General features: G+C 68.6%; 10 protein-coding genes and 1 pseudogene. 2 read left to right on the forward strand and 9 right to left on the reverse strand.

Features of this window, described 5'->3' with window-relative positions:
* The coding region (locus tag VLG41_RS20110; RefSeq protein WP_325351166.1) for an ATP-dependent DNA helicase at positions 1–1712 on the reverse strand (1712 nt) is incomplete at its 3' end.
* Positions 1713–1786: 74 nt separating this feature from the next.
* Here VLG41_RS20110 and VLG41_RS20115 point away from each other — a divergent pair.
* On the forward strand, positions 1787–2545 hold the full coding sequence (locus VLG41_RS20115) for a PP2C family protein-serine/threonine phosphatase (protein ID WP_325351167.1): 759 nt from the start codon (positions 1787–1789) through the stop codon (positions 2543–2545).
* Positions 2546–2872: 327 nt separating this feature from the next.
* Here the strand turns inward: VLG41_RS20115 and zapE are convergent, their stop codons facing one another.
* From zapE to VLG41_RS20145, 6 genes are all read right to left on the reverse strand, one after another.
* Positions 2873–3970 carry a cell division protein ZapE gene (gene zapE / locus VLG41_RS20120; RefSeq protein ID WP_325351168.1) on the reverse strand — a complete coding sequence of 366 codons (1098 nt, stop codon included), beginning with the start codon at positions 3968–3970 and terminating at the stop codon, positions 2873–2875.
* A gap of 7 nt (positions 3971–3977) precedes the next feature.
* Entirely contained in the window at positions 3978–5396 is a 1419-nt protein-coding gene (lpdA, locus tag VLG41_RS20125; RefSeq protein WP_325351169.1) for a dihydrolipoyl dehydrogenase, read from the reverse strand.
* 10 nt (positions 5397–5406) lie between these two features.
* Positions 5407–6669, reverse strand: coding sequence for a 2-oxoglutarate dehydrogenase complex dihydrolipoyllysine-residue succinyltransferase (gene odhB / locus VLG41_RS20130; RefSeq protein WP_325351170.1), 1263 nt, complete (start codon positions 6667–6669; stop codon positions 5407–5409).
* A gap of 83 nt (positions 6670–6752) precedes the next feature.
* Positions 6753–9644: a 2-oxoglutarate dehydrogenase E1 component gene (locus tag VLG41_RS20135; RefSeq protein ID WP_325351171.1), complete on the reverse strand. Its 2892-nt coding sequence runs from the start codon at positions 9642–9644 to the stop codon at positions 6753–6755.
* A gap of 207 nt (positions 9645–9851) precedes the next feature.
* Positions 9852–10226 (reverse strand): ArsR/SmtB family transcription factor, encoded by a 375-nt coding sequence (locus VLG41_RS20140; protein ID WP_009517604.1) that lies wholly within the window; start codon positions 10224–10226, stop codon positions 9852–9854.
* 84 nt (positions 10227–10310) lie between these two features.
* Positions 10311–12200 (reverse strand): propionate--CoA ligase, encoded by a 1890-nt coding sequence (locus tag VLG41_RS20145; protein WP_325351172.1) that lies wholly within the window; start codon positions 12198–12200, stop codon positions 10311–10313.
* A 140-nt stretch (positions 12201–12340) separates the two neighbouring features.
* Here VLG41_RS20145 and VLG41_RS20150 point away from each other — a divergent pair, with 140 nt between their 5' ends.
* On the forward strand, positions 12341–13051 hold the full coding sequence (locus tag VLG41_RS20150) for a phytanoyl-CoA dioxygenase family protein (protein WP_325351173.1): 711 nt from the start codon (positions 12341–12343) through the stop codon (positions 13049–13051).
* Between the two features lie 25 nt (positions 13052–13076).
* Here VLG41_RS20150 and VLG41_RS20155 read toward each other — a convergent pair whose 3' ends face one another.
* Both VLG41_RS20155 and VLG41_RS20160 read right to left on the reverse strand, forming a co-directional pair.
* Complete coding sequence (locus tag VLG41_RS20155; RefSeq protein ID WP_325351174.1) at positions 13077–13688, reverse strand: isochorismatase family protein; 612 nt, start codon at positions 13686–13688, stop codon at positions 13077–13079.
* A gap of 91 nt (positions 13689–13779) precedes the next feature.
* Positions 13780–14239: pseudogene (locus VLG41_RS20160) on the reverse strand (TetR/AcrR family transcriptional regulator); the annotation flags it as partial.

Here is a 14239-nt window from a genome sequence, read left to right on the forward strand (position 1 = left end):
CGCCGCTGCAGCCAGGGGTCGTCGGGCGGGGCAAAGGGCAGCTTGTCGATCACCAGCAGTTGCAGGGCCTCGCCCGGCACGTCGATGCCCTGCCACAGCGCGCCGCTGGCCACCACGACCGTGGGCGCGCCGGCGCCAGCATCCCGCAGGGCCTGCAGTGCCGCGTGCGTGGGCTTGTCGCCCACCAGCAGCACCCGCCAGCCCGGCCGGCCGCGTGCCTGCAGGGCCTGCGCCAGGCGCTGCGCCGCGCGGCGTGTGGTGGCCAGCACCAGGCAGCGCCCGCCCAATCGCTCGATCCACGGCACGATCCGTTGGGCCAAGGCCTGTGAGTGCGTGGCCTCGGCGGGCTCGGGCAGGTCGTCGGGCACGTACAGTGCGGCGGCGCCGGGGTCGCCGTCGTCCGAGCGCAGGCGCAGCGTGCGCGGGGACCAGGCCGGGTCGATGGCCAGGGCTTCCCGGTGCCACTGGAGGGCTTCATCCTGCCCGAGCGTGGCCGAGGCGTGCACCACGCTGCGCGCGCCCAGCGGCGCGCCCGTGGCCAGCGCGTGCGCGGCCAAGGCATCGCGCTCCGCCGCCGGACGCAGACAGGCCCAGTCCTCATGCGATTGCCAGTCCAGCCAGACCGCCGACGGCTCGTCGCTGCTCAGCAGCGCGTGCAACACCGCCGCCGCCCCCCGCGTTCGCTCCAGCAAGCGCCCCAGGCGCGGATCGGCGTCTGCACTGGCCCGCAGCGCGGCCTGCGCGGCCGCGACCGCCATGGCCAGGCGCCACGGCGCCTGGCGATCACTCAACGGCCAGGGTTGGCGGCCCTCGCGGGGCACCGCCGTCCCCAAGGCCCGGGCCAGACCACGCGTGGCCGCCTGCCCGTCGTGTGCCAGCAGCCGCCAGGCCTGCAGGCCGCGCAGCGGTCCCTCGGCCAGGGCGGTGAGGTCCGCCCACAGGCGCTGCAGTCCCGCGTGCTCGATCACCTCGGCGTCGAGCCGCGCGCGCAGGCCGTGCAAGGCATGCGCCTCGTCGAACACCACCACGTCCACCTCCGGCAGCAGCCGGGGCCGCCCCCGCCGCTGCCGTTCCAACTCGGCCAGCCACACATGGTGGTTGATCACGACCACATCGGCCGCTTGCGCGGCGCGGCGCGCGCGCTCCACGTGGCAGTCGGCCCAGCGGGCGCAGGCCTGGCGCGTGCAGTTCTCGCTGGTGGACGTGACGCGGCCGTGCAGGCCGGCGATGGCGTCCACGCCAGCCACCTGGTCCAGGTCACCATCGCCGCCGCGCTCGGCCCAGGCGAGCAGATCGCGCAGCCAGGCATGTTCGGCCGGCGCCCCCATGCGCGGCCCCATGCCCACCACCGCCTGCAGGCGCGCCAGGCACACGTAGCGCCCGCGGCCCTTGAGCACCGCCACGCGCACCGCCTGCCCCGTGGCGCTGGCCAGGCGCGGCAGGTCGCGTTCGGCCAACTGGCGCTGCAGCACGTGCGTGCTGGTGGAGACGACCGCGCGGCGGCCCGACAACAGCCAGGGCAAGAGGTAGGCCACGGTCTTGCCGCTGCCGGCCGGTGCTTCCACGAGCAAGGCGCCGCCCTCCTCCACGGTCTGCGCCACCGCCTGCGCCATCGCGGCCTGCGCCTCGCGCGCGCGCCACTCGGGCCAGGCGCGGGCCAGCGCGCCGTCGCCCGCGAGCGCCTGCGCCACGCGGGCGTCGAGCCCGCTCATGCTCCGGCCACCCGGGGATAAATGGATACCATTGCGTCCACCGCGCTCCCGCCGCTCCAACCGTTCGAATCCATATGAGCAAAGGCTATCGCATCCTGGCATCGACCGGCATCCACAAGGGTGACCGCGACTACCAGCAGGACCAGGTCGAGCTGATGCAGCACGTGCGCATCCCCAACTGCCTGCTGGCCGTGCTGGCCGATGGCATGGGCGGACGCAGCGGCGGACGCAAGGCGTCCGACCAGGTGATGCTCACGGCGCGCCAGCTCTTCAACCGCTTCGACCCCGAGACCGACGACCCGCGCGCCCTGCTCAAGCAGATCGTCAACGAGTCGCACATGGTCATCAAGCTGACGGCGGTGTCGGCCGAGCAGGAGCCGCACAGCACTGTTGCGGCTTTCCTGCTGCTGCCCAACGGCGAAAGCCATTGGGTGCACGCGGGCGATTCGCGGGTCTACCACTTCCGCCAGGGCAAGCTGCTGCACCGCACCACCGACCACTCCTATGTGCAGACCCTGGTGAACCAGGGCGAGCTCACCGAGCAGGAAGCCCTGGACCACCCGCACGCCAACATCCTGATGGGCTGTCTGGGCACCGAGAACGATCCGCCGATCGACTTGCACGTGGTGCCCAAGCTCAACGCCGGCGATGCGCTCATGGCCTGCAGCGACGGCATCTGGCATTACTTCTCACCCGAAGAACTGGCCAGCACCATCGCGATGCTCTCGCCGCGCGAGGCCTGCGAGTTCCTGATCCAGAAGGCGCGCACGCGGGCGCGGGGCACCGGGGACAACCTGTCCCTGGTGGTGGTGAAGCTCGATCCGCTGATCTGAACAACCCTTCGCGCGGGGGTCTCTCGCGCACGCTCGCGGTCGCGGGGTACTCCACTCCGCGGCTGTCCCCCGGACCGGGCTTGCAGCCCGGTCCTCCTCCTTTATGCCGCTGCGTGGAACACCCCACGCCCGCGAGCTGAAGTGATGGTCGTGCATCCATGCGGCGATGGCCCATGAGGTCGGTGGTGGACGGGGTGTGCGGCGCAGCGAAGTAAAGGAGGAGCCAAGGGCGCAGCGCTTGGCGGGGGACATGAGCGGAGCCGCACACCCCGTCCACCACCGACCGGCGCAGACGGAGAAGAACCGACCAGCGCAGCCGGAGAAGAATCAGGTCAGCGCCGTATCAACAACCCGGTGCGGCAGCGCCAGGTACTCCTGCGACTGCATCTCCGTCAACCGCGACACCGTGCGCGGAAACTCGTGCGACAAAGGCCCTTCGAGGTACAACTCCTCCGGCGGCACCGCAGCCGATATCACCAGCTTGCAACTGCGGTCGTACAGCACGTCCACCAGCCAGGTGAAGCGCCGCGCCTCGGAGGCCATGCGCACCGACATCTGCGGCACGTTGGACAGCAGCACCGTGTGGAACTCGCTGGCGATCTCCAGGTAGTCGTTTTGCGAGCGCGGCCCGCCGCACAGCGTGCGGAAGTCGAACCAGATCACGCCCCCCGCGCGCCGCACCGCCTGGATCTGGCGCGACTCGATGCCCATCACCGGATTGAGGTCACCCGCTTCCGCGAGCTGGTTGAACGTGGCCTCCATCGCCGCCTCGGCCTGCGGGCCCAGCGGCATGTGGTACAGCGCGATGTGCGTGAGCGTGCGCTGGCGGTAGTCGGTGCCGTTGTCCACGTTCACCACCTCCAGCCGCTCCTTCAGCAGCTCGATCGCGGGCAGGATGCGGTCGCGGTGCAGGCCGTCGGGGTAGAGCTGGTCGGGGTGGAAGTTCGAGGTGGTGACGAAGCCCACGCCGTTGCGGAACAGCGAGTCCAGCAGGCGGTGCAGGATCATCGCGTCCGTCACGTCGGCCACGTGGAACTCATCGAAGCAGATCAGCTTGTAGCGCTTGGCGATGCGCTCACCCAGCACGTCCAGCGGGTTCTGCGTGCCCTGCAGGTCGCGCAGTTCGCGGTGCACCTCGCGCATGAACTCGTGAAAGTGCAGGCGCGTCTTGCGCTTGAGCGGCACGGCCTGGAAGAAGCATTCCATGAGGAAGCTCTTGCCGCGCCCGACTCCGCCGAACATGTACACGCCGCGCGGGATGTCGGGCCGGTTGATCAGCTTCTTCAGCGCATTGGAGCGCTTGCTCTTGTAGTGCGCCCACTCGTTCGCGCAGCGCTCCAGCGCGTCCACGGCCCGCAGTTGGGCCGGGTCGGGCGTGTAGCCGCGCTCCTTGAGCGCGGCCTCGTAGGCGCTGCGGACGCTCAAGGCGGTGTCAGAAGTTCAGCGTGCGCTTGTCGACGGCCAGCGCGGCTTCCTTCGTCGCCTCGGACAGCGAGGGGTGCGCGTGGCAGATGCGCGCGATGTCCTCGGCGCTGGCCTTGAACTCCATGGCCACCACGGCTTCGGAGATCAGCTCGCTGGCCATGGGCCCCACGATGTGCACGCCCAGGATCTCGTCCGTCGCGGCGTCGGCCAGGAACTTGACCATGCCGGTCGTGTCGCCCAGCGCGCGCGCACGGCCGTTGGCCATGAAGGGGAAGGTGCCGGCCTTGTAGGCGGCGCCACGGGCCTTCAGCTGTTGCTCGGTCTCGCCCACCCAGGCGATCTCGGGGCTGGTGTAGATCACCCAGGGGATGGTGTTGAAGTTCACATGGCCGTGCTGGCCCGCGATGCGCTCGGCCACCGCCACGCCCTCTTCCTCGGCCTTGTGCGCGAGCATGGGGCCGCGCACCACGTCGCCGATGGCCCAGACGCCCGGCAGGTTGGTGCGGCAGTCGCCGTCGACCACGATGGCGCCGCGTTCGTCGAGCTGCAGGCCCACCCCTTCGGCGTTGAGGCCGATGGTGTTGGGCACGCGGCCGATCGACACGATCAGCTTGTCCACCTCGAGCGTCTGCGCCTCGCCCTTGGCGTTGGCATAAGCGATGGACACACCCTTCTTCGAGGCCTTGACCTCGCCGACCTTCACGCCCAGCTCGATCTTCAGGCCCTGCTTGTCGAAGGCCTTCTTCGCTTCCTTGCCGATCTGCTCGTCGACCGCGCCCAGGAAGGTCGGCAGGCCTTCGAGGATGGTCACCTCGGCGCCCAGGCGGCGCCAGACGGAGCCCATCTCCAGGCCGATCACGCCCGAGCCGATCAGACCCAGCTTCTTCGGCACCGCACCGACGCGCAGCGCACCATCGTTGGAGAGGATGTTCTCTTCGTCGAAAGGCGCACCAGGCAGCGCGCGCGCATTGGAGCCGGTGGCCACGATGACCTGCTTGCCGGTGAGCGTCTCTTCGCCCGCCTTGACCTCATAGCCACCTTCGGCCGCCTTCACGAAGGAGCCGCGGCCGTGGAAGAACGTCACCTTGTTCTTCTTGAAGAGGAACTCGATGCCCTTGTTGTTCTGCTCGACCACCTGGTCCTTGCGCTTGAGCATCTGGCCCACGTCCAGGCCCAGGCCCTTGACCTCGATGCCGTGCTCGGCGAAGTGCTTGCCCGCGTGCTCGTAGTGCTCGGACGATTGCAGCAACGCCTTGGACGGGATGCAGCCCACGTTGGTGCAGGTGCCGCCCAGCGCGGGGCCGCCCATGGCGTTCTTCCACTCGTCGATGCAGGCGACCTTGAAGCCGAGTTGCGCGGCGCGGATGGCCGCGATGTACCCACCGGGGCCGCCGCCGATGACGATGACGTCGAATTGCTGGCTCATCGTGTGGTCCTCAGATGTCGAACAGCAGGCGCGCGGGGTCTTCCAGCGCTTCCTTCATGGCGACCAGGCCCAGCACGGCTTCGCGGCCGTCGATGATGCGGTGGTCGTACGACATGGCGAGGTAGTTGATCGGGCGGATCACGATCTGCCCGTTCTCCACCACGGCGCGGTCCTTGGTGGCGTGCACGCCCAGGATGGCCGACTGCGGCGGGTTGATGATGGGCGTGGACAGCATGGAGCCGAACACGCCGCCATTGCTGATGGAGAAGGTACCGCCCGACATCTCCTCGATGCCCAGCTTGCCGTCCTTGGCCTTCTGGCCGTACTCGGCGATCTTCTTCTCGATGTCGGCAAAGCTCATCTGGTCGGCGTTGCGCAGGATGGGCACCACCAGGCCGCGCGGCGACCCCACGGCGATGCCGATGTCGAAGTAGCCGTGGTAGACGATGTCGTTGCCGTCGACGCTGGCGTTGAGCACCGGGTACTTCTTGAGCGCGTGCACGGCGGCCTTGACGAAGAAGCTCATGAAGCCCAGCTTGACGCCGTGCTCCTTCTCGAACTTCTCCTGGAACTTCTTGCGCATCTCCATCACCGGGGCCATGTTGACCTCGTTGAAGGTGGTGAGGATGGCGTTGGTGGACTGCGACTGCAGCAGGCGCTCGGCGATGCGGGCGCGCAGGCGCGTCATGGGCACGCGCTCCTCGGGGCGGTCGCCCAGGTTGGGGCCGGCCACCTGCACCTGCGGCAGGGCCTTGGTGGGCGCGCCGGTGGGGATGGCGACGGGCGCGGTCACCTTGGGCGCGGCCACGGCGGCGAGCACGTCGCCCTTGGTCACGCGGCCGTCCTTGCCGGTGCCGGCCACGGAACCCGAAGCCAGGTTGTTGTCCGCCATCAGCTTGGCGGCGGCGGGCATGGCCACACCGGCCTTGCTGGTGGACGCGGCCGCCGCAGCGGCAGGCGCCGGGGCCGGCGCGGGCGCGGCGGCGGGAGCGGGAGCGGGAGCGGGCGCCGCCGCGGCGGCACCGGCCACAGCGGCCGTGTCGATGCGCGCGATCACCTGGTCGGCGACGACGGTGGCGCCGTCGGCCTGAAGGATCTCGGTGATCACGCCACCCGCGGGCGCCGGGGTCTCCAGCACGACCTTGTCGGTCTCGATCTCGATCAGGATCTCGTCGGCGGACACCGCCTCACCGACCTTCTTTTTCCACTGCAGCAGCGTGGCCTCGGCCACCGATTCGGACAACTGCGGGACTTTGACTTCAACGATTGCCATGTTCTGTTCCGTGCGTTCGTTCTAGAGGGGGCGTCGGGCGCGTGGCGGCGCGAGCGCGAGGTCGCGCGCCCGACAGACTGTCTTTACTTGGTGAGGATGAAGCCCTTGAGCTTGCCGAAGGCGGCGTCGATCAGCTGCTTCTGCTGTTCCTGGTGCAGGTGGGCGTAACCCACCGCCGGCGAGGCCGAGGCCGCGCGGCCGGCGTAGCCCAGCTTCTGACCGTCGAGCATGTTCTCGTGGATGTAGTGCTGCACGAAGAACCAGGCGCCCTGGTTCTGCGGCTCGTCCTGGCACCACACGATGTCGGTCGCGTTGGGGTAGCGCTTGAGCTCGGCACTGAAGGCCTTATGCGGGAAGGGATAGAGCTGCTCGACGCGGATGATGGCCACGTCCTCGCTGCCCTTTTCCTCGCGCTTCTTGACCAGGTCGTAGTACACCTTGCCCGAGCAGGCGATCACGCGCTTGACCTTGGCGGCGTTCTTCACCACCTCGGCGTTCTGCTCGGGAATCACCGTCTGGAAGCCGCCCTTGGTGAACTCGGACAGCGGCGAGGTCGCGTCCTTGTTGCGCAGCAGGCTCTTGGGGGTGAACAGCACCAGCGGCTTACGCAGCGGGCGCACCATCTGGCGGCGCAGCACGTGGAAGATCTGGCTGGCCGTGGTGGGTTGCACCACCTGCATGTTGGTGTCGGCCGCCAACTGCATGAAGCGCTCCAGGCGGGCCGAGCTGTGCTCGGGGCCCTGCCCTTCGTAGCCGTGCGGCAGCATCATGGTGATGCCGTTGACGCGGCCCCACTTCACTTCGCCGGAGGCGATGAACTGGTCGATCACCACCTGCGCGCCGTTGACGAAATCACCGAACTGAGCCTCCCAGATCACCAGGGTGTTGGGGTCGTTGGAGGCGTAGCCGTACTCGAAGCCCAGCACCGCCTCTTCGGACAGGATGGAATCGATGACCACGAACGGGGCCTGGTTCTCGGCCACGTTCTGCAGCGGGATGTAGGTGCCCTCGTCGTACTTCTCGCGGTTCTGGTCGTGGATGACCGCGTGGCGGTGCGTGAAGGTGCCACGGCCGCAGTCCTCGCCCGACAGGCGCACCGGGAAGCCGCTGGCCACCAGCGAGGCGAAGGCCATGTGCTCGCCCATGCCCCAGTCCACCGGAATGTCGCCACGGGCCATGGCCGCGCGATCGGCGTAGACCTTCTTCACCAGCTGGTGCGGCGTCACGGTGTCGGGGATGGTGGTGATGCGCTCGGCCAGGCGGTTCCACTCGGTCAGCGGGATCGCGGTGTCGGCGCTGTCGGTCCACTTCTTGCCCAGGTAGGGGCTCCAGTCGACGGCGAACTTGCTCTTGAAGTTGGTGAGCACCGGGTCCACCGTGTGGCGGCCCTCGTCGAGCGCGGCGCGGTAGGTCTTGACCATGTCGTCGCCCAGCGTCTCGCCCATGCCCTGGGCCGCCAGGCGGTCGGCGTAGAGCTTGCGCGTGCCCGGGTGGGCCGCGATCTTCTTGTACATCAGCGGCTGGGTGAGCGAGGGCGTGTCCTGCTCGTTGTGGCCCAGCTTGCGGAAGCACACGATGTCGACCACCACGTCCTTCTGGAAGGTCATGCGGAAGTCGAGCGCGAGCTGGGTGGCGAACACCACCGCCTCGGGGTCATCGCCGTTCACGTGCAGCACGGGCGATTCGATCATCTTCACGATGTCCGAGCAGTACAGCGTGGAGCGGCTGTCGCGCGGGTCGGAGGTGGTGAAGCCGATCTGGTTGTTGATGACGACATGCACCGTGCCGCCGGTGGAGTAGCCACGCGTTTCGGCCAGCGCCAGCGTTTCCATCACCACGCCCTGGCCGGCGAAGGCGGCGTCGCCGTGCACCAGCACGGGCAGCACCTGCTTGCCCAGCGGGTCGCCACGGCGGTCCATGCGGGCGCGCACCGAGCCCTCCACCACCGGGTTCACGATTTCCAGGTGCGAGGGGTTGAAGGCCAGCGAGAGGTGCACCGGGCCACCGGCCGTGGACACGTCCGAGCTGAAGCCCTGGTGGTACTTCACGTCACCGGCGGGCAGGTCTTCGGGCGCGGTGTGGTCGAACTCGGCGAACAGGTCCTTGGGCATCTTGCCCAGGGTGTTGACCAGCACGTTGAGGCGGCCGCGGTGGGCCATGCCGATGACGATTTCCTGGATGCCGGCCTTGCCGGCCTGCTGCACCAGTTCGTCCATCGAGGCGATGAAGCTCTCACCGCCCTCGAGCGAGAAGCGCTTCTGGCCGACGTACTTGGTGTGCAGGAAACGCTCGAGGCCTTCGGCGGCCGTCAGGCGATCCAGGATGTGCTTCTTCTTCTCGGCGTTGTAGCTCGGGCGCGAGCGCGTCGTCTCGAGCTTTTCCTGCCACCAGCGCTTCTGGTTCTGGTCGGTGATGTAGTTGTACTCGGCGCCCACGGAGCCGCAGTACGTTTCACGCAGCGCGTTGAGCAGGTCGCGCAGCGACATGGTCTCGCGGCCGAAGAAGGTGTTGCTGGTGTTGAACACCGTCTCGTAGTCGGCATCGGTGAAGCCGTAGAACGAGGGCTCGAGCTCGGGGATGTGGGGGCGCTCGGCGCGCTTGAGCGGGTCCAGGTCGGCCCAGCGGGCGCCGACGTTGCGGTAAGCGGAGATGAGCTGCTGCACCGCCACGCGCTTGCGGCCCAGATCGGAATCGGCGCCGGAGGCGACGACCACCGTGGTCCCGCCCTGCTTGGCGCGTTCGGCGAAGGCGTTGATGACCGGCAGGTGCGGAACGTCCTTGGCGTTGCTGCCATCGACGGCGGGAACGTGCTGCAAGGCGTCGAAGTATTCCCGCCAGTTGTCGGGCACGCTCGTGGGGTTGGCGAGGTAGTTCTCGTACATCTCTTCCACGTACGGCGCGTTGCCGCCGAAGAGATACGAGTTGCCCTGGTAGGCAACGTAGATGTTGCCCGCGTTCGATGGGGTATCGCTCATGGATCCGCTGACCTCCGTCTTCCTCGGGAAGACATTAGCTGGTTAAGACAACCTTCCGCGACACGGCTGGACCGGTTGGCGGATGCGACAGTGCTTGGAAGGACCTGACTGCGGACGGCATTGTGCCACCGCCCCGAGCCAAGGGGGGCGATCATGGGCCAATGCCCACGTCGATACTGTGACGGGTGGTGAAAAAGCGGGGCCCGTTCAGGGCACCGCGCGCGGCGACAGCCGCTCGGACGCCGGCACCGAGGCCGGCTCGTCCATCTCGATCGCGATCTGGGTGCACACGGTGCGGCACAGCATCACGGCCTTCTCGCTTTGCACCCGGTAGAACACCTGCGTACCGTCCTTGCGCTTGGCCAGCACGCCCGAGCGGTAGAGCAGGTTCAGGTGCTGCGACAGGTTGGGCTGGGTGGTGTCGATCTCACGCAACAACTGGGAGACCGACTTCTCCTGGTCGCACAGGGCGCTGAGGATGCGCAGCCGCATGGGGGTGGAGAGCACGCCGAAGAGTTCGGCGGCGAGCTCGAAGACCCGCCCTTTCTCGACCTGGGCATCACTGGCGATCATGTCGGCCATGGCATCCGCGCTTGGTTGGAAATATAAGCATGCATGATATCGCCGGGCCCGGCGCGGCCCCCCTGGCCTAGGGGTAACTCCTTGTCACGCCAGGAGATCCCGGATCTGCTGCAACGCACCAGGGTCGTCCATGGTGGTCAGGTCGCCGGGATCGCGCCCCTCGCACACCGCCTGGATGGCGCGGCGCAGCAGCTTGCCGCTGCGCGTCTTGGGCAGCAGGGAGACGAAGCGCACCCGCGCCGGCCGTGCCACGGCACCGAGTTGCGCGTCCACCTGTTTCATGATGTCCCCCTCCAGCCTGAGCTGGGCGTTCGCATCGCCCAGCGCCGAGGCGTCCTTGGCCACCACGAAGGCCATGGCCACCTGGCCCTTGAGCGCATCCGCCACGCCCACCACCGCCACCTCGGCCACGTTGGGGTGGCTGGCGATGCTCTCCTCGATCTCGCGCGTGCCCAGGCGGTGGCCGGCCACGTTGATCACGTCGTCCGTGCGGCCCAGGATGTAGTAATAGCCGTCGGCGTCGCGGATGCCCCAGTCAAAGGTGGAATAGACCATCTTGCCCGGGATGCTCTTCCAGTAGGTGTTGACGAAGCGCGCGTCGTCGCGCCACACGGTCTGCATGAAGCCCGGCGGCGTGGGGCCTTCGATCACCACCACGCCTTTTTCATCGGCGCCGGTCAGTTCCTCGCCGGTGGATTCGTGCAGCAGCTTCACGCGGTAGCCGTACATGGGCACACCCGGGCTGCCGAACTTGCTGGGCTGGCGCTCCACGCCGTTGGCGACGGTCAGGATCGGCCAGCCCGACTCGGTCTGCCAGTAGTTGTCGATGATGGGCACGCCCAGGCCGTCGGCGATCCAGCGGGCGGTGGGCTCGTCCAGCGGCTCGCCGGCCAGGAACAGCGCCTTCAGGCTGGAGAGGTCGTACTGCTTGAGGTAGGCCGGGTCCTGCTTCTTCAGCACGCGCACCGCCGTGGGCGCGCTGAACATCACCGTGACCTTGTACTTCTCCACCAGCTTCCACCAGACGCCGCCGTCGGGGCGGATCGGCAGGCCCTCGTACATGATGGTGGCCATGCCCGCGATCAGCGGGCCGTAGACGATGTAGCTGTGGCCCACCACCCAGCCGATGTCGCTGGTGGAAAAGTAGGTCTCGCCCGGCTCGCCCATGAAGATGTGCTTGATGCTGGCCGCCAGGGCCACCGCGTAGCCGCCCACGTCGCGCTGCACGCCCTTGGGTTTGCCGGTGGTGCCGCTGGTGTAGATGGTGTAGCTGATGTCGGTCGACTCCAGCCAGGTGCAGGGCACCTGGGCGTTCAGGTGCTGTTCGCGCAAGGCGGCGTAGTCGCGGTCGCGGCCGGCCACGCGCGCCATGGGCGCCAGGCCGCGGTCCACCAGCAGCACCGCGGCGGGCTTGTGTTTCGCCAGGGCGATGGCTTCATCGAGCAAGGGCTTGTAGGCCACCACCTTGCCGCCGCGCGAGCCGGCGTCGGCGCTGACGATGGCCACGGGCGTGGCGTCGTCGATGCGGCTGGCCAGCGAATGGCTGGCGAAGCCGCCGAACACCACCGAGTGGATGGCGCCGATGCGCGCGCAGGCCAGCATGGCGAAGGCGGCCTCGGGGATCATGGGCATGTAGATGAGCACGCGGTCGCCGCGCTGAACCCCCTGGGCGAGCAGGATGGCCGCCATGCGCTGCACCTCGGCGTGCAACTCCTCGAAGCTGTAGATGCGTTCGGCGTCGGTCTCGGTGGACACGAAGATCAACGCGTTCTGCTTCGCCCGGTCCTTCAGGTGCCGGTCCACGGCGTTGTGGCACAGGTTGGTCTGGCCCCCCTCGAACCAGTGCACGAAGGGCGGGTTGTCGGGGTTGCAGACGCGGGTGAAGGGCTTGTGCCAGTCGATCAGGCGGGCCTGCTCGGTCCAGAAACCCACGGGGTCCTCGATCGAGCGGCGGTGGAAGTCGGCGTATCCCATGCGTGTCTCCTCGGGCGGCCTGCCGGCTGGCGGCCTCTTCTGAATTCTTAATTATGAAGAGGCGGCTTGCGTGAGGCTGACGGGGCTTACCCGGGCTTGGGCTAGCATGATCGGCCCACCCACCGCGCCGAGCGCCACCGATGACCGCCTACGGCCCCGCCTTAACGCCATCAGACCTCGAGGCGTTCCATGACCAGGGTCTGCTGCGGCTGAGCGGGCTCCACACCAGGGCGGCCATGCGGGCGGTCAGGGAACGCATCCTCGAGGAACTCGCGCGCCTGAAGGTGTGGAACAAGGGACGAGCCGCCGGTGGATCGCTGAACGCCTTGCCGCCCTTTCAGCAGATCGGCCGGCTGTCGTCGATGGTGAAGCTCGATCTGCACGGCGCGCTGAGCACACCCGACGTCCAGCGCGCGGTCCGCGGCCTCACCGGCAAGGCGCCACAAGAAGGGCAAGGCACGCAACTCCTGATGTCGCTGCCCCGCCAGGGACAGTGGTCGCTGAACGGCCTGAACTGGCACGTGGACATCGCCGCGACGCCAGACGACGGCATTCCCGGCGTCCAGGCCTTCTACCTGATCGACGACGTCGTGCCGCAGGGCGGCGCCACGCTGGCGCTGGCGCGCTCTCACCGGATGCCCGGCGAGGCAACCCGCGCGCTGCGGGCCTCCCTGAAATCGCCCGGCGACGTGCAGGCGATCCTGCGCGCCGGCGACACAGAGATCGTGGAGATGTCGGGGAAGGCCGGCGATGTTTTCCTGATGGACATGCGGGTGCTGCACACGCCGTCCATCAATGCATCGAAAAACCTTCGGATGATGGCGACCACCCGCTTCATGCTGCGGGAGTAGCCGGGGCAACGGGGGTCGATGCGCCTTACTTGATCAAGCCTTGCACCGCCTTGAACTCGGGATGCTCCGCCGTGCGCAGCCACTCGAAGGCCACCATCTCCGTCGTCAGCAGCTCAGCCCCCGCCCCTGCCAGGCGATCGAAAGCGGCGTCGCGGTTGCGCTCAGTGCGCGAGCCGCAGGCGTCCGTCACCACCCAGACCTCGAACTCCTGCTCCAGCAGCTCCAGCGCGGTCTGCATCAGGCAGACGTGGGCCTCGCAACCGGCGATGACGATGCTGGGGCGCTCGGCTTCGCGCGGGGCCTGGGCGCGCTCTTTCTGCAGGTGTTTGGGCAGGCTGCGCACGTTGCCCCCCTGGGGACGCGCGGGCGGGCGCAGCCAGTCGGCCAGGCCATCGGCCACGGCGCTGAAGTGCATCTTGGCCAAGGTGCGTCGGCACAGGGCGCGCAGTTCGGGCGGGTTGGTGCCGAGCTTGTCGGGGTTCTGCTCGGTGCCCCAGGCGGGCACGTCCAGGGCCTGGGCCATCTGCGCCAGGCGCAGGGCATTGGCCAGCACCAGCGGGCCTTCGTGGATGGCGGGCATGAGGCGGGCCTGGTAGTCCACCAGCACCAGTTGGGAGTCGTCGGCGTCGAGGAGCATGGCGATCGGAGAAAAGCGTGTGTGGGCGGGCCGAAGCCCGGGGAACATCCGGCCGGCGCAGAGCCGGTCGGGGATGGTCAGTGGGCGAAGCTCACTCGGCGAACAGGTCGCGCTGCGGCAGCGAGCGGCCGGGCGCGGTGGGGTCGAAGCGCTCCACCAGGCGGTCCACGTACTGCACGAACAGCGCTTCGGCCGCCTGCCCGAACAGCCGGATGCGGCCGGTGTGCTTGAGCAGCAGCAGCCCCATGCCGTGCGCGAACAGGGCGGCATTCTCGCGCGCCGCGGCGTCGGGTGGCAGGCCCAGCTCCTCCAGCGCCTGCTCGCAGGGGCGCAGGGCATCCAGCAGGCGTTCGTTGAGGGCGCGGTCCAACTCGTGCGTCAGGCCGTGCGGGGCCAGGCCATTGACGAGATAGAAGCCCAGGTCCAGGTCGCGCGGGTTGCTGGCGTAGAAGCCGAACCAGGCCTGGGCCTTGGCCGCCAGGGCCTTGCCGGGCTGGGCCTTGGCCGCCCGCGCGGCCTGCACCTCGGCCTGCAGGCGGTCCAGCGATTCG

Origin of the sequence: Hydrogenophaga sp., from assembly GCF_035481345.1 — a bacterium.
In the GTDB taxonomy this organism is placed as follows: domain Bacteria; phylum Pseudomonadota; class Gammaproteobacteria; order Burkholderiales; family Burkholderiaceae_C; genus Hydrogenophaga.